Raw genomic sequence first — 21702 nt, forward strand, 5'->3', positions numbered from 1 at the left:
CGATTGCGGGCACCCGCAGCCGCCTCAACCGCGGCAGCTTGAGCGGCCGGCCTCGTACTGGCGCCGACTTGCCTGCGTCATGGCAAAGTGCCAGTGCCGGTTGCCGCCGGGCGGGAAGTAGTCGATCGCGCCGTAGTCCGCCCAGAAGCAACTGGCCACGGGGGAAGCCGTCGGTGAGGTTCCCCCGAGATGTGGGGATGGGTGACAGGGGGTCAGATGGGTCTCATGAGAGGAGCCCAGACGATGCCTGTCCCGAGGAAGTATCCCAAGACCACGGAGTTATGGCTTGTCCGCCGCTGTCAACGGGGCCGGGGCATTCGGGAGAAGTGCCGGTCACGGCAACGGGACTCCTGATAGAGCGAGGAAGCCGACCAAGGTCTTCCCGCCTGAAGGAGTCCCGTTGCCCGTTCAGTGTTCCACCGTCACGCTCACGTCGTCCATCACCGTCGCCGACGGGGTCTTCGCTCCGGGGCATCTGGGGGAGCTGACCCGGCACTTGCCCTTTGAACTGGTCGATGACGTGCTGGAACGTACTGGCGGCACCCAGCGGAGGCTGAGGCTGCTGCCGTCGAGGGTCGGCGTCTACTTCGTGCTGGCACTGATTCTCTTCCCGCAGCTGGGCTACCTGCGGGTATGGGACAAGCTCACCTCCGGGCTGCGCGGGCTCCTTCCGCTGCGTCCGTCGGAGAAGGCGCTGCGAGAGGTACGCCGGCGGCTGGGCGCCGCGCCACTGCGGCTGCTCTTCGAGACACTGGCCGGTCCCGTGGCACAGCCGGTCACACCAGGGGTGCGTTACAGGTGCTGGCGCACAGTCGCCTTCGACGGCTGCAGCTCCACCAAGGCTCCCGACCGGCCGCGAGTCTGTGCCTGGCTGGGCAAACACAGGCACCGTTACGGCACGGACGGCTATCCGATGCTGAAGATCATGGTGCTGTGCGAGACCGGGACCCGGGCTCTGCTCGGTGCGGTCTTCGGACCGACGCCTGAGAAAGAGACCGGTTACGCCGAGCAGCTGCTACCACTGCTGGACGACAAGATGCTGCTCCTCAACGACCGGGGCTTCGACTCCGACGACTTCCTCGCGAAGGCCGCTGCCACCGGGGCACAGCTGCTGGTACGCCTGAAGGGAACCCGGACACCCGCACGCTGGGCACTCCTGCCGGACGGGTCGTTCCTGACACGGATCAACGGGACGCGGCTGAGGATCATCGATGCACACATTGCGGTGACGACAGCCAAAGGGCTGCGGCTGGAAGGCCACTACCGGCTGGCCACCACGCTGGCCAATCACCGGCGCTACCCCGCCGCAGAGCTGGTGGAGCTTTACCACGAGCGATGGGAGATCGAGTCCGCGTTCTACTCGCTTCGGCATACCCTGCAGCACGGCCTGGTACTGCGATCCCAGGACGCGACCGGGATCCAGCAGGAACTCTGGGCCCACCTGACCGTCTACCAGGCACTGCGCCGGGCGATGGCCGAGGCCGTCGAGACGCTCCCCGGCACCGACCCGGACCGCGCCTCCTTCACCGTCGCCCTGGAGACCGCCAAAGACCAGCTCGTCGCCGCCGCCGACGTACTGCCCGATACCGGACCGGGACGAATCACACCGGCCCTGCTGCACGATCTGCTCCCACCCCGCCGGGCCCGCGTCAACCCGCGCCGAGTCAAATGCCCGATCTCCCGCTACGCCGCCCCGCCCCACCAGGCACAAGTCCTGGGCGCCTCCAGGATCACCAGCATCAGTGTCACCGTGGACCCCTCCGTCGGCCCCGGCCCCGACGGACGCCGTAACCGCACGCTGCAACTCCTGCGGACTGATCCCCTCCGCACCTGGCGCGCCTGTGAAATCGCCCGCGGTATCGGACTGGACGACGCCCAAGGACTACGCGCAGAATTGGGACGCTGGGTCTGCGAAGGAATCCTCTGCCGCACCGGCCGGGGCCTCTGCACCCTCGAACCCGAGTGGACCACCCCAACCGCCACAAGCCCACCGCCCCTGTTGACAGCGGCGGACAAGCCATAACTCCGTGGTCTTGGGGTACTTCCTCGGGGCAGGCATCGTCTGGGCTCCTCTCATGAGACCCATCTGACCCCCTGTCACCCATCCCCGCATCTCGGGGGAACCTCAGGGACGCGGCTGGCGGGTGGTTTGCCTGCGAGCGCGGTGTGTCCGCGGTGGTGATTGTAGGTGTGCAGCCACTGGGGGAACGCGTCGCGTCGTTCCTGTTCTGACTGGTAGGGGCGGGCGTAGGCCCACTCGTCCAGCAGGGTGCGGTTGAGGCGCTCGACCTTGCCGTTCGTCTGGGGTCGGTAGGGCCGGGTTCGTTTGTGGGTGATCCCGGCCGCTGCCAGCACGTCGCGCCAGGCGTGGGACTTGTAGCAGGCCCCGTTGTCGGTCAGGACCCGTTCCGCGGTGATCCCGCACGAGGTGAAGAACGCCTGGGCCCGGGTCCAGAAGGCGGTGGCGGTCTCCTTCTTCTCGTCGACGAGGATCTCGCTGTAGGCGAGGCGGGAGTGGTCGTCCACGGCGGTGTGTATGTACTGGTAGCCGACGCCGGACTTCGTCTTGCGGCCCGCTTGGCGGCCGAGAGTCTTATGGCCGCCGCCGTCGGGGATGTTGCCCAGTTTCTTGATGTCGACGTGGACGAGTTCGCCTGGCCGGTCGCGTTCGTAGCGGCGTATGACGCGGCCGGTGGCCCGGTCCAGGTGGGTCAGACGGGCCAGCCGGAAACGGGTCAGGGCGCGGTGCACGGTGGAGGGCACCAGCCGCAGGTGGTGGGCGATGCGGGCCGGTCCCCACCGGCGCAGGACACGGACCTTGATGATCCGCCGTTCCGTGCGGGTGGGTGTCCGCTTCGGGCTGTGGTGCGGACGCGAGGACCGGTCGGCCATGCCGGCCTCGCCCCCAGCCCGGTAGCGGGCCGCCCACCGCTGGGCGGTGGTGGGTGAGACCTGGAATCGCTCGGCCGCCCGGCGCAGCGGCCAGCCGTCCTCGACCACGCAGCGGGCCAGACGCAGCCGTCCGGTCTCGGTCAGGGGTGCATTACGGTGGGGCACGAGGGCCTTTCGGTCGGTGTAGACGTCGCAATCCACACCGAACCCGGAAGGCCCTCACCCGTTCAAGACACCTCAGCCGAGACCTGCATCACCCGTCCACAACCTCCCGGGGTCGTGCCCGGCCGTCCGCCCAACCCGCGCCCGGGCCACAGTGGAGGACCACACGAGACCCGGCACCACTCCGCGAACCCTCTGAGCCAATAGCCTCGCAGATCAGAGACGGGATCCGCGAGCACCGTGCGTGTGCGGCCCCAATCGACTCATTGCACGCGATCTGCACGCCGCTTCGACCGCCTGGTCGAACGGTGGGACGATGTCATTACCAGCGGTAGAGGCGCGAGCACCTGTGCGCCCATCCCGAGACAGACAGCAGGCCAGGCCATGACGAAACAGCCGAAGCCATCCCAGCCCAAGCATGGAGAAGGCCCCAGTCGCCACGAGGGGACCAAGCAGCACGGCTGGTCACCAGACGTCGACGAAACCCGTCAGCAGGACAACCCGAGCGCCCACCGTTCCTTCCACCCCGACAAGCACGCCCCGGCCAAGGGCCCCGAACCGGCGGTCTCCAAGGAAGAGGCGGGCAACCCCCACGGCAATCCCGTCAAGAGCCGGGGCAAGCGCGGGGAGGATCAGAGCAAGGGCTCCGGCGAGAAGGGCATGCACGACCTCGGCCCCCGAGGCCGCTCCCAACGCCCCAGCGGTACCAAGGACGCCTCAGCCTCCACAGGCATCAACCCCCAGGACCCGCCGGGCACACGCAGCGCCGGATAGCGGCAGCACCCGGGCACCGTGACGACCCGGTCCGGATACCCGCCGAGGGATGACCGGCACGGCCGCTGCCCCCAGTCGATGCGACCTGTTACCAGGTCTGCCAGCCCCCCTAGGGTGAGCGGTATGGCAGACGATCCAGAAGCCGGAATCCCGCGCGTGCAGGTGGAGAGCGCAGCGCGCAGCATTGTCGTGCGCGTCGGCGGCGAGATGGACATCGACCGGGCGCCCTTGCTGCATGAGGCCCTTGACTCGGTGATCACCCGGCCTGACTGCCCGGTCGAGATCGTCGTCGACTTGGCCGAGCTCACCTTCTGCGACTCCTCCGGCCTCAACGCCCTCCTTCAGGCCCGCCTGACCGCCGAACAGCATGGCCGACGGATCCGCCTGCATGCCCCGTCCCCGCAGGTCATCCGCCTGCTGGAAGTCACGGGCGCCGACCAGCTGTTCCCCGTCACGGACACCTGACCGGCCGCGCCCCGGTCGGCCTGGCCTTCCTGTCTCGCGCTCGATGGCGTGCCGACGACGTTGCGTGAACCCAGGCTGCTTCGGCGACCGGGCGGGTGACCTGCGCCCCACTGACGGCCGTGTACCGCGGAACCCGGCTCACGTACGCGCAAGGATGCACGGATTCATTCCCCGAATTTCTTCGCCGCTGGAGTGTTCCGTGCTCGAACGCAAGCAGACCAAGGGCCGTACCCAGGTCACCTTCATCCTCCCCGAAGACACCCCAACGGGCCGGTCAGCGTCGTCGGAGACTTCAACCACTGGAACCCCACCGCCCACCCCCTCGAGCCCCGCGGCGACGACACCCGCGCCGCCAGCGTCACCTTGCCCGCCCACAGCACCCACTCCTTCCGCTACCTCGCCGCCGGCGACTACTGGTTCAACGACGAACACGCCGACAGCCACGACGGCACCAACAGCCACATCCACACGTGACCAACGGCCCACCGGCACCCGCCCGACCCATCCCCGGCCGACCAGGCGCAGCCGGCTTTCCCGGGGCGCCTGAGGTCTCGTCGTTGCACCAGTCGTCACTTGGGGTCCAGGTAGCGGAAGCAGTACGGCTTCTCGCTCGGCATGGCCACTGTGACGCTCCGCTTGCCGCCTTGATTGCCAGGCCCTGACCACCGAGGTGAGACCCCTGTGAGCAGACCGGTCGGTCTTTCGGAAGACAGCCTTGCTGCCCTGCAGCATCTGAGGGAGACCCGGGAGATCAACACCGTGATCCTCCGCTACGGGGACGTCCCGGGTGTCCTGGTCCCAGAGGTTGCGGGCAACCTGACCCATGACGAGCTGCTGGCGGCCTTGCCTGCGGACGAGCCGCGGCTGGTCGTCCATGAGCTGTCCTTCGCCAGCCCGGAGGGCACGCGAAGGAACGAGCGCCTGCTGATCTTCTGGATGCCGCCGGATGCCAGTGGACAGGAAGAGGCGTACACGGCCGGGTACACCGCGCTGAAGGAGTTCCCCATCGACGTTCAGGTCCACCTCACCGCCAGGCGGACAGGGCAGCTGGAGTATGAACGGCTCGTCGCCTTGGCCGGCTGAAGGCTTGTACGGCTGCCGGGGCCGGGCGCCCAGCACCACCGCGGCCGCGCGGTGGAACTGCGCGGCGGCCGCCAAGCCTTCACCTCAATCGGAACACGTCCCTCCGGTCGACTCAAGGAGCCGGGTCAGACCTGGCCTCGCCACTGTCCGGTGGCTGAGCCGCGGTCTTCGATGAAGTGCTTGAAGCGCTTCAGGTCTCCCTTGACCTGCCGGTCGACGAAGCCGAGCTTGTCGCCGATGTTCTCCGCCATCCCCTCGGGGTCGAAGTCCATCATCAGCGTGACCTGCGTATGGGTGGGATCGATGGGCTGGAAAGTCACCAGGCCCGACTGCTCACTCTCGCCTCCGACGGTCACCCACGCCACCTTGGTATCCGGGATCTGCTCCGTGATCTCCGCATCGAACTCCCGCTCGACACCGCTGATCTTCGTCACCCAGTGCGTGAGCGTGTCCGTGCGCTGCTCGATCCGCTCCACCCCGTCCATGAACTGCGGGAACGACTCGAACTGCGTCCACTGGTCATACGCCATACGGACCGGAACCTCGACCTCGATGGACTCCTTGACCTGCGACATGACGCGTCTCCTTTGATCTGGGGCGGTGAAGCGGGAACCGGGCGGTCTCGGGCCTGTCCGACGCCCGCAAGGGGCACCCGCATCCGTGCCCTCTCGCCGCGCGCCTGCCCCGGCAACCGGGTAGTGACTCCCCGAACGAGCCCACTTCCCGGACCAGGCAGACCCCAGCAGTCGCGCCCCGGGCGAAACCAGGCGGTCGGCGGTACCGCGCACTGCCCCGCACACCGCCGACCGCACGCGTTCTGGCAGCGCCGACGGCCGGGAAGGCGGGTGCTGCCGACCGGGGCTGTGCCACGGCGACGTGTGACGGCGGCCGCTGCTGCCCGGCCGACAGCACCGCAGGGAAGCCAGGAGGACACCGACGTGGCAGGTGCGCTCCTCGCCATGCCATCCCACCCATTGCGCACCCGCGATGACCACCACGACCCGCCCCACACCGCCCGGTACCACCCGCCCAGAGCAACATCCTGCTCTCGGTCCGGACCCCGTCCCGGGCGCGCCGTCCGCCCGGTCGGCCGGCCGCGTGCAGCCGGCCCGTCGTGTCGTGGCGGCCGGGGACGATGAGCTGCGGTCAGTGTGCCCGCACTGTATTCCCCAGCATCCGTGCGCCCGCCTCCGTGCGGGGGCGGTGGCGGCTGCCCGGGGCGAACACCACGTAGGTCCCCGGACCATGGCGTTCTTCTCCCTCGATCACCTCGCCGCTCAGGACGTAGTAGCGCTCCTCGGTCGCGTGGACGTCGACATCCGGCCACTGGGTGCCCGGGGCGAAGTCGATCAGCCAGCCGCTGGCGAATTCGGTCGCCGGGAGCCTGCGGCGGACGATGCCGGGGGCGACCTCTCCCGGTTCGATGTCGTCGATGTGGACGGTGGTCTTCAACGGGCCTGTAGGCGTTGTTTCGCTCATGTGCCCACGATCGCGCGGAGCGGGTACCCGGGCCGAGAGTCTGGAAAGACATCATCAGGTATTTTCCTGCCATGAGCCGTCATCGTGTCGTCGCGCTGCTGAACGGGCCGCAGTCACCGTTTGAACTCGCCTGCGCCGCCGAGGTGTTCGGGTCCGTGCGGCCGGATCTGCCGGTGTACTACGACTTCGCGGTCTGCGCCGAGCATCCCGGAGTGCTCCCGGCCACGACGGGGCCCGCGATGTACGTCGAGGCGGGGCTGGACGCGCTGACCGACGCGGACACCATCGTCGTTCCGGGCTGGCAGCCGACCGGGGCGACCGTGTCACCGGACATCCTGAGCGCCCTGTGCACGGCGCACCGGCGCGGGGCGCGGGTGGTGTCCATCTGTACGGGGGCATTCGTACTGGCGCAGGCCGGGTTGCTGGACGGGCGCCGGGCTACAACGCACTGGCGGCGTGCGGAGCAGTTCGCTGCCGCGTTTCCGCGGGTGGGGGTCGACGCGGACGTGCTGTACGTCGACCATGGCGACGTGGCCACCAGCGCCGGGTCCGGAGCGGGCATCGACCTGGCCCTGCACCTGGTACGCCGCGACCACGGCGCCGCCTACGCGGCCCAGGTCGCCCGGAGCATGGTGCTGCCGCCGCACCGGGAGGGCGGCCAGCTCCAGTACGCCACCCAGCCTGTAGCCAGGACCGACGAGTCGCTCGCGCCGCTGCTGGAGTGGACCCTGACCCGGCTCGACACCGAGCTGACGGTGGGCCGCCTCGCCGAGCAGGCGGGAGTGTCGGCCCGCACACTCGCCCGGCGCTTCGCCGAACAGCTCGGCCACAGCCCCGGCAAGTGGCTGCTCACCCAGCGCCTCGCCGCCGCCCGCATTCTGCTCGAGCAAACGGACCTGCCAGTCGAGGCCATCGCCATCCGGGTCGGCCTGTCCTCCGCCGTCAACCTGCGACGCCGCTTCCGGACCATGCTCGGCACTACACCCGGCGCGTACCGAAGGGCCTTCGGCCGCTGAACGACCGGGCGCGGCGGCCCTCGCCGGATGCACCCAAACGCCCGCGGAAGGGAAACGGATAGGCGGAGAGATGAGCCCCGCTCTGCGCGTGATCGTCTACCCGCTGGTCACCAAGGGCGGGCGCCGCGTCCGCTGCGACGGCGAAATCCTCGGCTGCGTCCCGGGGGCCCAGGCGACCTACTCGAGTTCCTGCGGCGGGCCGGCCTTGACCCGGACGACGTCCTCGATGGTGCGCTTCTGATCGAGTGGCGCAGCGGCGGGCTGGCAGCCTGGGCCCCGGATATTGGCGAGGAGTGAGCGCAGCGGTGGGGACGTCAGTGTGACCCGCCGCCTGTACAGCGTTGCCCCCGACACGGCGCGCCGGTGACCGGCCTTCGGGTCCTCCATCGCGTGGGCGGCCCGCCGGAGGTTGCGGTGAGCAGCACCCCTCGCCTCGCCCTCCTGCGGCGTAGCTCACGCATCCGTCTTTGTCTAGACACGTTTTCTCGGGGCATGACCAAAGTCGTCCACTCGGGCCTACTTGAGAGGTGCCCATTTCCGGTTCGCGTGGCACACCGCGAGGCCGAGCCCCCGGACCTCGCCTTCACATCTGCAGGGCCTCGCTCCGCCTGAACTACGAAGGACCACTTCCATGAATCACAACTTCGGCAATTCGACCATTACAGAGCACCGGAACGGCTGGAAACTCGGGATCAGGATGGGCCTGGTCCTGACCACGCTGGCATCCGGTGCGATGCTCGCAACCTCTGCCTCCGCTGCCATCGCCGCCCCCGCCTCGGCGGTCACCGTGGCCACAGACGACGATTCCGGAAATATTCCGCGCAAGTCCTTCCAGAATTCGCAAGTGAATTCGAAGAGAAATCTCACCTACTACAGCCCCCACACGATTATGCCGCCGAAAGACCCGTTCCCCCCGGTATGCGACAAGAAGCCTTACCTCCCCAATTGCCCGCTCGGAACGGTAATTCCGTAAAGGGTTGACAAACACGCGCCGGGGCGCCCACACCGCGCTGCACCTCGCGTCCGTCGCCGCAGCCGGCGGCGAGCGGGAGGCCAGGCGGCGCACCCCGCGCCCGCCGCCCGAGCCGCCTGCGTGGCTGATCGTGCACGGCATCGGCGCGGCCCGGCTCCCGGTCCGTGTGCACGCCGGAGACTGCTGGGATGCACGAAAGCGCTGCTCACCCCTGAGCAGCGAGGAGGCCCGCCGGGCTCTGGCCGAGGGAGTACCCGCCTGCCCTCACTGCCGGCCCAACGCAGCCCCCGGAATGCTGGAGTGACCGGGTACGGCGGGGTGGATGGATGAGACCCGATCTGCGCCCGGTCGTCTATCCGCCAGGGCCCAGGCGGGCGCCGCCGGGACGGCGGCTCGGCCGCTCTGGAGTGTTTGCAGGGGGCTGACGTGCCCGAACGCACGTGGAACGCACATGAGACCGCGCGGTTGGGGTAGACGCTGCCGGGGGTGCGGCCTTGGCCATCAGGGCTGCGACGGAGGCCGCACCCCCGCACCCGCACGGTGATGCGTGGGGCGGGCGGGAGCGGCAGGCACCCGTCGGGAGCCGACGACGGGCGGTGAGGGTGATGGCGCGTCCCGTCTGGGCGGGGATCTTGAGTTTCGGGCGCTCATCGCCGGCTGGGACGCCACCGCCGAGTACTGTCCGGGGCGTGGGCTATCCGGTCGCCTCTGGAGACCACTGGCGGTCACCACCAGGCTGGGCCCCTCGGAGAACTGGTGAAAGTTGAATACGCGATCACACCCCTGCCTGCAACCGCGGCCACCACGGCGACACCGGCGGGGAGCTTGGTAGAGATGTTCACGGCTGATCAATGCCGGGCGGGCGTAGGCCGACACGGGGCGGTCCCGAACTGACCCCGTACGTGGGACGGTGCCTCCCGGATCGCAGGAGGCTCCCCTCACCGCAGGGCATCACCCGCCAGCCGGGTAGCTCGAGAGGGTGCCTTCGTTGAGTACGAGGCCGCCGAATTCGTTGACGAGGATGGGCGCGACCTCGGGACGGGTGGGCATGTCCTTGCCGGTACGTTCGTCCAGCGCGACAGCACCGTTGGCCGTGGTCCCGTAGATCCGCCCGTGTCATACCGCCTTCACGGTCGGTGCCTTCCGGCCGTCCTGGTCGTGGTGGAGCTGCCAGAGCAGCTGTCCCGAGGCCAGGTCGACGGCGATGACCGCGAAGGGGCCCGCGCAGACCAGCGTCGCCGCTTGGTCGTGAGAGCAGCTCATGACAGAGACTTCTTTGGGTAGAGGCCGCTGGACCTCTCCGGTGTCGGCGCTCATCAGCTGGTCGAATTTCTGGCCGGCGAGATCTCCGCCGACCTTGGCCAGGGAGGGCCCTGCGGGCACCAGGTCGGCGCCGAAGGTCTGCTTGCCGCGCCATTTCTCGTTCCCGGTGCCAGGTCGTACCCCGCGGGCACCTGGTAGTCGCCGCCCTGGACGAGCAGAGGCCTGCCACCGTTTCGGCGGTCACTGCCGTCACCTTCACGTCCGGCTGCGTCCAGACCAGCTGGTGGCTGGTCAGGTCCCCCCTCCCTCCTGGCTGACCAGGGCCAGGCGGGGTACCAGCGGGCAATGGACTCCGCAGCCAGCAGCCAGGATGTTGCGCCACAGGCCCGCGAGGTCGTCGAGGACATCGTCACGGCTGAGGTTCCCCCGAGATGCGGGGTTGAGTGACAGAGGGTCAGATGGGCCTCATGAGAGGAGCCCAGACGATGCCTGCCCCGAGGAAATACCCGCTGGAGTTGCGTGAGTGTGCGGTTCGGATGTACCGGACTGCCGAGCCGAAGCCCGTGATCCGCCGCATGGCCGAGGAGCTCGGCGTGCATCACGAGGCCCTGCGCAACTGGATCCGTCAGGCTGAGGCCGAGGCCGGCGAACGAGGCGACATCACCCACAGCCGGTTCGGGCCCTCGGCGGTGAAGTCGCGGTTGACGAGATCCGGGGCGAGGGTGGTCGCGGGGTCGCGGCGGGTGAAGCCCTTGCCGTGGCGGCGGGGGCTGATGCCGTGCAGGCCGGCCTCGCGCATCAGCCGCTCAACCCGCTTGCGGCCGACCGCCTCGCCCTCACGCTTCAGGACGGCGTGCACCCGCGGGGATCCATGGACCCCGCCGGACTCCGTATGGATCTCCCTGATCCACCCGGTCAGCCCGGCATCGCGGAGGCGCCGTTCGCACGGCTCCCGCTCGGCCAGGCGCCAGCGGTAGTAGGTGGAGGAGGCGATGGACAGTTCCCGAAGGACGGGCTCGACCCCCAGATACGGATGCTCGTCGAGCAGTCCTGTCACCTGGGCCGGGTCGGGTCGAGCTGTGCCGCGAAAAAAGCCGAGGCCGTCCGCAGAACTTCGTTCGCCCGCTTGAGTTGCACATTCTCCTTGCGCAGGGCCGCCAGTTCCTCGCGCTCGGCGGTGGTGAGCACATCACCGCGCTCGCCGGCGTCGGCCTCGGCCTGCCGGATCCAGTTCCGCAGGGCCTCGTGGTGCACACCGAGATCCTCGGCCATACGGCGGATCACCGGCTTCGGCTCGGCAGTCCGGTACATCCGAACCGCACGCTCACGCAACTCCAGCGGGTACTTCCTCGGGGCAGGCATCGTCTGGGCTCCTCTCATGAGACCCATCTGACTCCCTGTCACCCATCCCCGCATCTCGGGGGAACCTCACCGGTGGTCCGCCCATCGGGGCTCAGCCGTGTTGCCGGTAGGGCGCCCTTGGCCTTCACCAGGAAGCAGATCTGCCAGTCCGGGACAAAGGCAGTTCCCCGGCGCCGGGGAACTGCGGACCGGGCGGCAGACTTCCGTCATGAGCACCACGCGCCGCCCTCTGGGCACCGGTCCGACGACGAGCACCAGGACCACGGCGACGCCGTCCTCGAGGACGGGTCTCCTCCCCGCGGAGCGCATCGACGTCGAGCACCAGGACGTCGCCGACGAGAACCCGGGCGTGCGAATGCTGCGGGGCCGGCGGCCGCTCGGGACCGGTGTTCCGGAGCAACCGGGAGCCGGAGCGAGTTAGCTAGCCGTTGCCTCGCAGGAGGTTGCCGATCAGCCCCTCCGCCTGCTTATTGAGGATGGTGACGAAGGCTTCGCCGAGTACGTCGATGATGGAATCGGTTGCTTTGGCAGGCCCGCTGTCGACAGGCTTGGTCTCCTGTGCCTGTGCGACGCCGGAGCAGGACAGGACAGCGCCCGTGAGGGCCACTGCCGCGAGTACGCGCTTCATGTTGTTCATGGCCTGTAAACGACCATGGACAGGCCGGGTCACCGAGCCCAGTCCATGCCGAGCTCGCGATTTCCTAGCTCCGGTGATGAGCGACGTATGACTTTCAGTGGTCAACGACAGTCGTTTGCGATGTGCTTTGGTGGCGTCGTTCCTGATGGTGGGGTCGGGTTGGGGTGCGGGGTGTCGCTGTCTTGGTGAAGGTTGCTGTCGTTTCTCGCTGATGGTCCGGTGTCGGTTGTGTAGTGGCTGGCGTAGGTCGGCTGCCGGATGTTTTGTGCTGTTGTGTGCTGGCCCGGCTCCGGGGTCGGGGTCGGGCCAGCACGTGTCGGTGGGGTGGTGGGTTGGGTGTTAGCGGAGGGTGAAGGGTGCTACGTGGGTGGTGGTGTCTGCTCCGCTGATGGTGAACTCGAGGTTGTAGTTGCCGTTGGGCAGTCCGTTCGTGCTGACAGGGAGGCCGTAGCTGGAGAACACAGGGTTGTAGGCGAACCGGCCTGTGACCGGCCTGGTGACGGGGCCAGTGACCCGGACGGCCGTCAGGGTGATGTTCGAGCTGGAGAGGTTGTTGCCGTTCGCGTCGCAGATCCGCAGGGAGAGCACGACCTGGCCGAGGAGGCGGACCGGGCGGGTCGGGTCGTAGAGCAGGCAGATCCGGTACGCCACGGTGTAGGTGACGCTCTTGGTGGACGGGTTCGTGGCGACGTCCTTGGCGTTTACCGTGAAGGTGTGCGAGCCGAGCGTCGAGGTGTTGACCGCGCTGCCGTTGGGGACCGTGCCGACGCAGCTCGCCACTCCGGAGGTGGCGTCTGTGCACGAGTAGGACGCGGTGACCGCCTGGCGGTACAGGTACGTGCCAGCGGCCGGTCGGACGATGGTGATCGTCGGCGCCACCGTGTCGAGCCGCACGGTGATCGTCTGCGGTGCGGAGGTGTTGCCGGCGTTGTCGGTGGCGGTGTACGTCACCGTGGTTACGCCGTTCACCGTGATCGGGACGGCGGCACTGGCGCCTGAGACGATGGTGGACGTGATCGGCTGGGCGCCGCTCGCGCTGTAGGTGATCTTCTGGACGCCGGAGGCGCAGGCCTCCTCACTGGCGCTGATGTTGACGGTGGCGGGGCTGGTGGTGTTCCAGCCCGCGCCGTTGGGTGCGGGGGAGATGCTCGAGGAGACGGTCGGTGCGGTCGTGTCCGGGTCGTAGGTGAACTGGTCGGCGGGGGTGATCGGGCTGGTGCCGTTGGGGGTGGTCACGGTGACGTCCACCGTGCCCCGTGCCTGCGGCGGCACCTGCGCGGTCAGCTCCTCCGGCCCGCTCACGTTCACGTTCGTGGCGGCCACTGAGCCGAAGCTGACGGCGGTGCCGCTCGTCGGGAATTCCGTACCGCGCACCGTCACGGTGTTCACGCACTGTGCGAGTTCGGGCGCGTGGTTCGGGGTGACGCTGGTGACGGTGGGCGGGGACAGCGTGACGCGGTCCATCGCGGTGCCCCAGTCGCCGCCGAAGATCCCGGTGTTGCCGGTGGCTCCGATCTGCTGGACCGTCCACACGTCCTTGGGGTTGCTCGGGTCACGCGCGGTGCCCGAGTAGTCGCCCCAGCGCACTTCGGCGCCGCAGTTGCACGAGTAGGCCTGGGTGCCCGCGTCGTAGAAGTCGCCGAACGTGTTGGCGGGGAAGTTCCCGGACGGCACTCCGATCGCCACCCCGGTGGGGAACCTGGTGGAGGAGGAGGCGGTGAATCCGGAGAACAGGTCGTCCTCGTCGTTCAGGGTCAGCGAGCCGTAGTAGATGTCTCCGCCCACGAGGCCGAGATTGAGGTTGGTCGCCAGGGTCTGGGTCCCGCCGGTCGCGATCTGGATATAGCGCTGGCAGGCGTGGGCCGCGGTGTCGCCGACGGGGGTGCAGCTGACGTTGAAGACGCCCCACAGGTGGTTGTTCTGCCAGGCGACCGACAGCATCCGGTCGTCGTTGGTCTCGATGGTGGCATCGCCTCCGGCCGGCTGGGCGGCGGCCGGAGGCGGCCCGGCGGCCCCGATGGCGATGGTGTTCTCGGTATGGGCAACCGTGCTCACGCCGGGCACGCCGGTGAACGTGTGCACCACCACGTTGGTGGGGTCACGCGGGTCGTGCTCCATCGCGAGCTGGTCGTTGACCGCCGACAGCGAGGTGGCCGGGACGACCTGGAACTGGTTGGTGTCCTGAGCGAACGTCGCGAAGGAGATCGTGCCTCCGGCCAGCAGGTCCGCCTTGTTGACGACCACGGTCACCACCCCGAGAAAGTCCCGCGGGGTCGTGGTCAGGTCGTAGTTGTTCCAGCTCAGCGTGACCTTGTCGCTGCTGTAGCCGAGCTTCGGCTGATCCTGCAGCACGTTGGTGGTATTGCTGCCCGCGATGTAGACGGTCCAGTGCCCGCGCGGGTCTGAGGTGTCGCTCACCGCGACGTCGACCTCGTCGCCGCCCGCCGGAAGTCCCTCGTACGAGGCGAAGAAACGGCCGGACCCCGCGTCGTAATGCACGCGCGGATCACCGCCCGTGTTCGCCGCGAAGCCGAAGAAGGTACCCAGGTCGAAGGGGCCGCCGACGGCCGCGCCGTTCTTGTCGTAGATCTGGCCCGAGCGGTTGACGACCTGGACGATGTGGGTGGGGCCGACCGCGAGCTGCGCATCGGAGGGAGCGGTTTGGGCGGCCGCAGGGTTGTCCCCATTCCCCAGCGTGCGGAAGGTCTTCAGCCGTTCGATGACGGCCGTGGACGGAACTGCCTTCGGCGACGCCGCGCCCTTCGCAGTGAGCTGCGCGATGGTGACGGGCACGCTCGGCTGCCGGCGGGGCCCCACGGACGCCGGCTCCTTCGGAGGCGGGAGATAGGGCATGACCTGCGGCTCGGCGGTGCGCTCCGGCTTCGGCAGGGTCCGTACCTCCACGCGCCGCTTCGGCGTGACCCGCGAGAGCTTCCCCTCGCCGTCCGCAGGCAAAGGGCTGGCGGCAGTGGGCGGGACACCAGGCCGCGGTTCGGCGGCCGCCGCGCCGGCGGGTGCGGCCACCGTGAGCGTCACGGCGAGGGAGAGGAGGAGCGCACGCGACCAGCCGCGCGCGGCGCCCATCACCCGTCGGTTCATTCGAAGAGGCCGTCGCATCGACACGGGCTCCCCCCTTCGGCCTCGTTCGGAAGTCCGGTCCCGTCTGCCCATCGGCAGCGGGCGACAGCTGTTCTGCGGTAGCTGTTGATCACGGGCGGTGTCTATCGGAAGGCCTGGCCGACCGGTCACTGTCGGCAGCGTGCCGTGCCGACAATTCCCTCTCCTGGCCCACAGCCCGGCGCGTATCTTTCGTTGCAGGACCGTTCCTTCGCGTTGCGCGGTAGTTCGGCGACGAACTCGACGGTGCGCGGGACCTTGTCCGGGGGGCGCTAGCCTTCTGACCTGCAGAGTTCCTGGCTCGTGGTCTGCTTGCGCAGGTTGGTTGGATACTGCGCAGTTCCACTGGTCCGTGACTGCGCTGCCGCGTGTGAGTGTCACGGGGGTGCCGCGGGTGTTGTCGTGGGTGTGAATGTGCGGTCTGGTGGCAGGACCGGCGCGCTCTCCTGGAGCAGCTGTTCACCGACCACGCCCTGACGGCCCCCTGGACGCTCTGCCCGATAACCGCGGACCTGGCCACGGCCCGGGAATGGCTTCAGACCTGGACGGATGTGTCCGGGGTGGAGGGCATCGTGGTCAAGCCCCTGACCAGCCGCTATCTCCCCTCGCGCAGAGGGTGGTTACTAGTTGACTGCACCAACTCGGGCCACGGCTCGGCGCAGTGGCGGTGGTTGAAGAGCATGCGGGAGTGCATAAGGCTTTCGACTGTTTGACGGACCGGTGCGGCTGCCCTGCCGGCGTACTCGCGTCCGTTCACATGTACGCCGACACTGTCTCGAGTGGGGGCCGTGGACATTGAGTCGGTCAGCAGTTACCTAGAGGACCGGATGCTGAGCGCTTTTGGCCGCAGCACGGAAGAATGTCCCTGCCGCGAAGGGGGAGCCATGGCTGATGGGATCGATGTCCTGCTGGAGCTTTGGAAGGATCATCGGGCGGCTGACCGCCAGGTGGAGAGTCAGAGGGCGACACTCACGAACATCATCATCGTGCTGATGGGGGCTGGTCTGGGCTTCCTCGCACAGAAGGGCCTGCAGACGTCCATGCTCGTCGTGACGTTGCCGATGCTCGGCCTTGGGCTCTACGGCACTCTCGCTTGCCTGAAGTTTCACGAGAGGAGCGCTTTTCATGTTGGGCAGGCCAAAGGGCTGCGTCGGAAGATCGCCAGTAAGTTCCCGGACCTGAGCATCGAGACCGGCCTGACGGAAACGAGCCGTACTCAGCGGGCTCGCTTCCCGCGACTGAGGAGCCTGCGTTCGTACACGGTGTGGGTCGCTCTGCACTGTGCCATCGCGGTGACTGGGGCGGCGCTCTCAGGATGGATCATCTTCACCTGAACCTGACTGCTGAGCAGGGAAACGCATTGGCTTCAGCAGTCAGGAACGTCCGAGCTGGGGGGACTTGGCGTAGCGCAGAGAAGCGTGCATCCGCTGCCCGATGCCGAGCGTCAACCCGAAGGTGCTGCCCCGGCTCGACACGTCAGAATTGCGGGAGTCGGTGGGCGGGGAGTCCGGGCGGGAGTCGGTCGAGGGTTCCGGGGAGTCGGTGGCGCCTCGTCGGTGGCCTGGCGGTCGGCGGCTGGTGGGCCGGGTGGTCGCGGCGCTCGCCGTCGAGGCGGCTGCGGTCGTGGTGTCCGTGTGGGCGCCGACGTGGTCGGCGGCGGCGCACTTCCCTGACCGAGGTCGCACGGGCCGGCTTGCGGCTCCGGCGGGGTCGGGGCGGGCGTCCGCGCGGCCCTGCGGGTTCCCGGGCCGTCCACGCGAGGACGGCCTGGGAACCCGGGGGTGTCACCCGGTGATGGCGTCCCCGGGTCTGCGGCCGGTGGAGGGCCCCGCGGTTCACGGGGCGGGGCCGGCAGCGGCTGCCGGGTGACCGGGGCGGGTGCGGTGTGGGGCCGCCTTAGACCTTGGCGGGCACCGTCGGTGGGGTCCGATGGTGCGGCCCGGCTTCGTCCTCGAGGCAGACGTAGCCCCCGCAGGCCGCCCGGGCCATGTACCTCCGCCCAGGTCGCCCCCCCCCCGCCATGCGGTGAGGGCCTGCTCGTCGCGTTCGGCGACCGGCCGGGCGGGCGCCTGCGGGGAGAAACCGAGCCGGTGCATCAGCCTCGTGGCCCCCGAGACGCTGTAGGTGATGTGGAACTTCCGGCCGGTCAGCGTGGTCACCCGTGATGCGGTCCACACCTGGTCCTCCCCCGAGCCGTGCGCGGCCGGCCCCTCCTCCAAGAACCCCGCAAGCTTCTCCAGACACCGTGGGGACAGGCGGCATCCTGAGCCGCCCGGACCTCGGGAGACCAGTGCCTGAACACCGCCGTCCCGCCACAATTGGTGCCACTGGTAGGCAGACTTCACGCTTACCCGCAGCCGTCGTGCGACTTCCGACGGCTTGACCTTCTGCTCGAACAGCTCGGCCGCCTGCCACCGTACGGCCTCCCGACGCTGTCGCCCCTCAGCGGTCAGCCCGCCCCCATCCGCCTATCTCACACAGTACGAAATACAGCCCGCACTCCTGGCCCGCCCATCAGCCACATCGGCAAAGATCGCCCTGACGAGCCGAAGTCAGTGACAGTCCCTAGCCTCGACACTTTCCAGTGAATTCACGTAGCACACCTGAGTCCTTCATCGATGCGGGTGCGCAGGGAGCGCAGCGCCTGCCTGAGCTCTGCCGGCTCGATGTCTGTGACATCAGCGTCGAAAGTCAGGAGCAGTCCTGCCAGCCCTGCCCACGACCACGCACCGAGCGTGAGCCGGCAGCTGGAGTCGGTGTTGTGCTCGACCGTCGACCCGCCGGGAGCGAACCGGGCGACAATGGGCGCAGGTAGTGCGACGAGCGCCGACCCGGAACATGGCCATTCCGCCAGGGTGTCGCCGCGGTCGTGCGTGCTCATGACGAATGCGACCGGATCGCCATGCGGGACGTCGCGGCGGTCGAAGGTTCTCCCTGTGGGCATGCGTGATTCGAGGCGGTCGACGCGCATCGCGCGCCATCGGTCCGCGTCCGGTTCGAATGCGACGAGGTACCACCGTGCCGCCCACACGACGAGGTCGTGCGGCTCCAGCGTGAGCGTCGCCGGTTCGTCCTCGCCGGTGTAGTCCACGCGAACGACGTGCTGTCGGTTGATCGCGCCGCCGATGACACGGATGATCTCGGCATCGATAGGTGCTGCGGGGAATTCCCAGTAGTTGCGCGCTGCGGAGACGCTGAACGACTCGGTGCGGATACGGCTGCGGACGGGCATCGCTTGCTGCAGCGTGGCGAGGGCGCGTGCCGAGTTCTCACGGATGCCGGAGAGGATCCTGGGGACGGTCTGGAGCGCGACGGCCGCGGCGACCGCCTGGTCCTCGTCGAAGACGACCGGCGGCAAGCGGGTGGCGCGGCCGAGCCGGTAGCCTCCGCCCGTTCCGCGCACCGCCTCGATCTCATATCCGAGCTCTCTGAGCGTGTCGATGTCGCGTCGCACGGTCCGAAGGGAGACTCCGAGCCTACTGGTGAGCTCCTCGGCGGTCAGGGTGGCGCCGATACCGAGGATCGACAGCAGCCTGAGCGTCCGCGCGGAGGTCACAGCCATGATCCCCCCCCGGAATAGCGGTCATTCGATGGCAACTATAACTGTGACCCTGACCGGCATGACCGCTCCACAGACATCCCGAGAGACCACCCGCGCCCCCGACGCTCCCCCCGTACCCATCTACGGTGCAGGCGCCAATGTGGCGCTCCTGGTCGTGCTGTTCGGCTCCTTCATGGACCTCATCGACGCGACGATCGTCACCGTCGCGGCCCCGGCGATTGCCCGCGACTTGGGAGCCGGCGAGGCTCAGATCCAATGGACGATCGCGGCCTACACCCTCGCCCTGGGCGCGGGACTGATCACTGGCGGACGGCTCGGTGACCAGTTCGGCCGCAAGCGCCTGTTCATGGCGGGGCTGGGCGGGTTCATGGTCACCTCCGCGCTCTGCGCGCTCGCCGTCACTCCGGGCATGCTCATCGGCATGCGCGCCGCGCAAGGACTGACCGCGGGGATCATGGTCCCGCAGGTGTTCGGCGTAATCCGAGCATCGTTCGCCCCGGCAGAGCGCGCGAAGGCATTCGGCGCCTACGGGGCCGTCCAGGGGCTCGCCTCGGTCGCAGGCCCACTGCTGGGCGGACTGCTCATCGAGGCCGACCTGTTCGATCTGGGGTGGCGCACCATCTTCTGGATCAACGTCCCCCTCTCGGTCCTCGCCCTCGTCCTCGGGGCGAAGGTCTTGCCGGAGTCCCGTTCTGCCTCCACCGCGCGACTCGACCTTGTGGGCGCCCTCCTCGCGGCCTCGGGCATCCTGCTCCTCCTGCTCCCGATCATCCAGACCGAGACATGGGGATGGACCGCGGCCAGCTACGCCCTCCTGGCGGCCGGAGGCATCACACTCATGATCTTCCTCGCCTACGAGCGCAGCCTCGCCGCACGCGGGGGCGAACCCGTCTTCGACCCGGCTCTGCTCAGAATCCGCGCTTTCGCCATCGGTCTGAGCACATCCCTGTTCTTCTTCGGCGGTATCGGATCGTTCTTCCTCGCCCTGTCGGTCTACCTTCAGCTCGGCACCGGCCGGAACGCGTGGGAGACCGGCTTGGTGATCCTGCCCTACGCCCTCGGCTCGATCATCACCTCAGGACTCGGCGTCGCTCTCGCCGCCAAGGTGGGCAGAGCGCTGCTGATCACCGGCTCGCTCACCATCGCGGCATCCCAGCTCGTGCTCTGGGCCGTCATCAGGGACGGCGGTGACCCCGGATACTGGCTCCTCGCGCTCGGACTGTTCATCGGCGGCCTCGGCCTCGGCCTCGCCGCCCCCATTCTCGTCAACGTCGTGCTCGCCGGTGTCCCCGGACGCAATGCGGGCGCGGCGGGCGGCGTCCTGTCCACCGTCAACCAGATCGGTGGATCCCTCGGCATCGCCGTTCTCGGAACGGTCTTCTTCCGCGCCGTCACCGGATCGGCGACCGGCGCACCAGGACCGGCCGACTACGGTCACGCCCTCAGCACCGTCCTCGTCGTCACCGCGGCGCTCCACCTCGTGGCGGGATTGGTGATGCTCGCGCTCCCTAGGGCTGCGGCCGCGCACGTCGACCAGTGAACCCATGCAAACGGAAAGCGCACCGCTCGTCCGGCGAGCTCCAGCGCGCCCCGCCGATCGGCGCGCACACGAGAACCGTGGACGCACATACCGCCTGTATTCGAATGGAGCCGATGTGGCAGTGAAACGAACGGCAGTCAACCCGGTTACTTGGTCGGTGGAGATGGGATTCAACCAGGGGGAGGTCGTCTCCGGGCACACCCGGACCCTGTACTGCTCCGGACAGACCGCGATGAGCAGCGAAGGCTTGTCGAGGGTGATCACCCAGGAGGCCAGCACCCCGGCAGCCCCGGTCAGCACCAGCAGCCAGGCCAACGCCCGCGGGGTGGCGGCTGGTCCGAGCCACAGCACGACGGTGACATGGCCGCACAGCTGGCGCTGAGCCTCGACAATCTGGAGGCCGTGCTCGGCGAGGCCGGCATGTCCCTCGCGAACCTCGTCCGGCTCAACGTATACACCACCGACGTCGATCTGCTCTTCCCGCACTACGGAGTGCTGGCTTCGCGGCTGGGCGCCGCCGGGGTGGCACCCGCCACCACCATGCTCGGCGTGACACGGCTGGCGATCCCCGGCCAGATGGTCGAACTCGAGGGAACCGCCGTCGCGTGATGCGACCCTGCTGTCTCTGGTGCTCGTGCCGGTCGGACCGGCACGAGCACCAGGCAGACGGGTGACACCTGGCCGCAGACGCTAAACCGGGTGCCCGGATGGCGAAGAGGCCCAAGCAGCAGGTGAACACCCGTCTCGAGTCCGCCCAGCGCGCCCTGCGCGTCATGGAAGTCATCCACCGGCACACCAAGGGTGTCTCCCGGACGCAGATCCTCGAGACCGGGCTGCCCCAGCTCTACCTCGCCCACGCGATCGAGCACCTGGTCCGCACCCAGCTCGCCGTCCCGATCGCCCCCGGCGTCTACGCCGCCGGCTCATCCCTCAAGCTCGCCGAGACCGGCCGCAACGGCGGCGCGCTCCTGCGCGATGAGGTCGCGCCGCCGTCTACGTCGCCAGCTACACCGACGGCGAGGTTTCCATCACCCAGTACGCCGACAGCCCCACCACCCCCGCCGTCCACGAATGGGTCGACTTCCGCAAAGCCGCCCACGCCTCCGTTGTCGGCAAGGCGCTCCTGGCCCAGCTCGACGACGACGAGCGCCGAGAACACCTCAGCCGCCACCGCATGGAGCCCTTCACCCCCCCCACACCATCACCAGCCCCGACGTTCTTTCACCGAACTCGACATACGGCACCCGGGTGAACCCCTCCTGGACCTGCAGGAATACGCCCTCGGAACCGTCTGCGCCGCCGTCCCCGTCCGGAGGGACCCGAACCGGAATGCGTGGTCTCCCTGCCCTCACCCGACCCGCACAAGCTCCAGCAGGC

General features: G+C 68.7%; 24 protein-coding genes and 2 pseudogenes. 14 read left to right on the forward strand and 12 right to left on the reverse strand.

Translation table 11 applies throughout. The features are described 5' to 3' along the window. Positions 1 to 400 precede the first annotated feature (400 nt). Positions 401 to 2023, forward strand: coding sequence for an IS4 family transposase (locus AB0M76_RS38270; RefSeq protein WP_365957344.1), 1623 nt, complete (start codon positions 401 to 403; stop codon positions 2021 to 2023). 74 nt (positions 2024 to 2097) lie between these two features. Here AB0M76_RS38270 and AB0M76_RS38275 read toward each other — a convergent pair whose 3' ends face one another. After that, positions 2098 to 3057 carry an IS481 family transposase gene (locus AB0M76_RS38275; RefSeq protein ID WP_365957345.1) on the reverse strand — a complete coding sequence of 320 codons (960 nt, stop codon included), beginning with the start codon at positions 3055 to 3057 and terminating at the stop codon, positions 2098 to 2100. A 381-nt stretch (positions 3058 to 3438) separates the two neighbouring features. Between AB0M76_RS38275 and AB0M76_RS38280 the strand changes: the two genes are divergently transcribed. The 3 genes from AB0M76_RS38280 to AB0M76_RS38290 all read left to right on the forward strand — a co-directional run bounded on the left by AB0M76_RS38280 (position 3439) and on the right by AB0M76_RS38290 (position 5376). Next, positions 3439 to 3828 carry a hypothetical protein gene (locus tag AB0M76_RS38280; RefSeq protein ID WP_365957346.1) on the forward strand — a complete coding sequence of 130 codons (390 nt, stop codon included), beginning with the start codon at positions 3439 to 3441 and terminating at the stop codon, positions 3826 to 3828. 123 nt (positions 3829 to 3951) lie between these two features. Beyond that, the gene (locus AB0M76_RS38285; RefSeq protein WP_365957347.1) at positions 3952 to 4293 is read left to right on the forward strand and encodes an STAS domain-containing protein; all 342 of its coding nucleotides are present in this window, start codon (positions 3952 to 3954) and stop codon (positions 4291 to 4293) included. 681 nt (positions 4294 to 4974) lie between these two features. Continuing rightward, positions 4975 to 5376, forward strand: a complete 402-nt coding sequence (locus tag AB0M76_RS38290) for a cofilin family protein (protein ID WP_365957348.1) — start codon at positions 4975 to 4977, stop codon at positions 5374 to 5376. Positions 5377 to 5501: 125 nt separating this feature from the next. Here the strand turns inward: AB0M76_RS38290 and AB0M76_RS38295 are convergent, their stop codons facing one another. Together AB0M76_RS38295 and AB0M76_RS38300 are read right to left on the reverse strand one after the other, a co-directional pair. Beyond that, positions 5502 to 5951, reverse strand: coding sequence for an SRPBCC family protein (locus tag AB0M76_RS38295; RefSeq protein WP_365957349.1), 450 nt, complete (start codon positions 5949 to 5951; stop codon positions 5502 to 5504). 571 nt (positions 5952 to 6522) lie between these two features. Continuing rightward, positions 6523 to 6855 carry a cupin domain-containing protein gene (locus AB0M76_RS38300; RefSeq protein ID WP_365957350.1) on the reverse strand — a complete coding sequence of 111 codons (333 nt, stop codon included), beginning with the start codon at positions 6853 to 6855 and terminating at the stop codon, positions 6523 to 6525. 71 nt (positions 6856 to 6926) lie between these two features. On the opposite strand from AB0M76_RS38300, the gene AB0M76_RS38305 reads away from it, so the two are divergent. The 4 genes from AB0M76_RS38305 to AB0M76_RS38320 all read left to right on the forward strand — a co-directional run bounded on the left by AB0M76_RS38305 (position 6927) and on the right by AB0M76_RS38320 (position 9148). Next, complete coding sequence (locus AB0M76_RS38305) at positions 6927 to 7871, forward strand: helix-turn-helix domain-containing protein (RefSeq protein WP_365957351.1); 945 nt, start codon at positions 6927 to 6929, stop codon at positions 7869 to 7871. Between the two features lie 70 nt (positions 7872 to 7941). Next, positions 7942 to 8112, forward strand: coding sequence for a hypothetical protein (locus AB0M76_RS38310; RefSeq protein ID WP_365957352.1), 171 nt, complete (start codon positions 7942 to 7944; stop codon positions 8110 to 8112). A gap of 390 nt (positions 8113 to 8502) precedes the next feature. Continuing rightward, positions 8503 to 8844, forward strand: coding sequence for a hypothetical protein (locus AB0M76_RS38315; protein WP_365957353.1), 342 nt, complete (start codon positions 8503 to 8505; stop codon positions 8842 to 8844). A 4-nt stretch (positions 8845 to 8848) separates the two neighbouring features. Then, positions 8849 to 9148, forward strand: coding sequence for a DUF6233 domain-containing protein (locus tag AB0M76_RS38320; RefSeq protein WP_365957354.1), 300 nt, complete (start codon positions 8849 to 8851; stop codon positions 9146 to 9148). Positions 9149 to 9960: 812 nt separating this feature from the next. On the opposite strand, the gene AB0M76_RS38325 is transcribed toward AB0M76_RS38320, so the two are convergent. Beyond that, complete coding sequence (locus AB0M76_RS38325) at positions 9961 to 10107, reverse strand: hypothetical protein (RefSeq protein ID WP_365957355.1); 147 nt, start codon at positions 10105 to 10107, stop codon at positions 9961 to 9963. Positions 10108 to 10643: 536 nt separating this feature from the next. Here AB0M76_RS38325 and AB0M76_RS38330 point away from each other — a divergent pair. Next, positions 10644 to 10706, forward strand: a pseudogene (locus AB0M76_RS38330) (hypothetical protein); the annotation flags it as partial. A gap of 26 nt (positions 10707 to 10732) precedes the next feature. Here the strand turns inward: AB0M76_RS38330 and AB0M76_RS38335 are convergent. Together AB0M76_RS38335 and AB0M76_RS38340 are read right to left on the reverse strand one after the other, a co-directional pair. Then, positions 10733 to 11164 (reverse strand): IS3 family transposase, encoded by a 432-nt coding sequence (locus AB0M76_RS38335; RefSeq protein WP_365957356.1) that lies wholly within the window; start codon positions 11162 to 11164, stop codon positions 10733 to 10735. Beyond that, positions 11161 to 11469: a transposase gene (locus tag AB0M76_RS38340; protein ID WP_267727626.1), complete on the reverse strand. Its 309-nt coding sequence runs from the start codon at positions 11467 to 11469 to the stop codon at positions 11161 to 11163. The genes AB0M76_RS38335 and AB0M76_RS38340 overlap by 4 nt, the downstream gene beginning before the upstream one ends. 208 nt (positions 11470 to 11677) lie before the next feature. Here AB0M76_RS38340 and AB0M76_RS38345 point away from each other — a divergent pair, with 208 nt between their 5' ends. Then, positions 11678 to 11890, forward strand: coding sequence for a hypothetical protein (locus tag AB0M76_RS38345; protein ID WP_365957358.1), 213 nt, complete (start codon positions 11678 to 11680; stop codon positions 11888 to 11890). On the opposite strand, the gene AB0M76_RS38350 is transcribed toward AB0M76_RS38345, so the two are convergent. Further along, positions 11891 to 12106, reverse strand: coding sequence for a hypothetical protein (locus AB0M76_RS38350; protein ID WP_365957359.1), 216 nt, complete (start codon positions 12104 to 12106; stop codon positions 11891 to 11893). 339 nt (positions 12107 to 12445) lie between these two features. Further along, entirely contained in the window at positions 12446 to 15205 is a 2760-nt protein-coding gene (locus AB0M76_RS38355) for a hypothetical protein (protein WP_365957360.1), read from the reverse strand. A gap of 806 nt (positions 15206 to 16011) precedes the next feature. Here AB0M76_RS38355 and AB0M76_RS38360 point away from each other — a divergent pair. Next, positions 16012 to 16557 (forward strand): hypothetical protein, encoded by a 546-nt coding sequence (locus tag AB0M76_RS38360; protein ID WP_365957361.1) that lies wholly within the window; start codon positions 16012 to 16014, stop codon positions 16555 to 16557. Between the two features lie 39 nt (positions 16558 to 16596). On the opposite strand, the gene AB0M76_RS38365 is transcribed toward AB0M76_RS38360, so the two are convergent. The 3 genes from AB0M76_RS38365 to AB0M76_RS38375 form a co-directional block, all read right to left on the reverse strand. After that, positions 16597 to 16908: a hypothetical protein gene (locus AB0M76_RS38365; protein WP_365957362.1), complete on the reverse strand. Its 312-nt coding sequence runs from the start codon at positions 16906 to 16908 to the stop codon at positions 16597 to 16599. A gap of 150 nt (positions 16909 to 17058) precedes the next feature. Continuing rightward, on the reverse strand, positions 17059 to 17676 hold the full coding sequence (locus AB0M76_RS38370) for a winged helix-turn-helix domain-containing protein (protein WP_365957393.1): 618 nt from the start codon (positions 17674 to 17676) through the stop codon (positions 17059 to 17061). 137 nt (positions 17677 to 17813) lie between these two features. Beyond that, on the reverse strand, positions 17814 to 18785 hold the full coding sequence (locus AB0M76_RS38375; protein ID WP_365957363.1) for a WYL domain-containing protein: 972 nt from the start codon (positions 18783 to 18785) through the stop codon (positions 17814 to 17816). A 58-nt stretch (positions 18786 to 18843) separates the two neighbouring features. Between AB0M76_RS38375 and AB0M76_RS38380 the strand changes: the two genes are divergently transcribed. Both AB0M76_RS38380 and AB0M76_RS38385 read left to right on the forward strand, forming a co-directional pair. Continuing rightward, the gene (locus AB0M76_RS38380) at positions 18844 to 20325 is read left to right on the forward strand and encodes an MFS transporter (RefSeq protein WP_365957364.1); all 1482 of its coding nucleotides are present in this window, start codon (positions 18844 to 18846) and stop codon (positions 20323 to 20325) included. A gap of 121 nt (positions 20326 to 20446) precedes the next feature. After that, positions 20447 to 20934: pseudogene (locus AB0M76_RS38385) on the forward strand (RidA family protein). Between the two features lie 301 nt (positions 20935 to 21235). Here AB0M76_RS38385 and AB0M76_RS38390 read toward each other — a convergent pair. Beyond that, positions 21236 to 21496, reverse strand: a complete 261-nt coding sequence (locus AB0M76_RS38390; RefSeq protein WP_365957365.1) for a hypothetical protein — start codon at positions 21494 to 21496, stop codon at positions 21236 to 21238. Here AB0M76_RS38390 and AB0M76_RS38395 point away from each other — a divergent pair. Beyond that, entirely contained in the window at positions 21449 to 21577 is a 129-nt protein-coding gene (locus AB0M76_RS38395; protein ID WP_365957394.1) for a hypothetical protein, read from the forward strand. The genes AB0M76_RS38390 and AB0M76_RS38395 overlap by 48 nt on opposite strands. Positions 21578 to 21702: the final 125 nt, after the last annotated feature.

The sequence above is a fragment of the Streptomyces sp. NPDC051364 genome, assembly GCF_040682115.1.
Classification (GTDB): Bacteria; Actinomycetota; Actinomycetes; order Streptomycetales; family Streptomycetaceae; genus Streptomyces.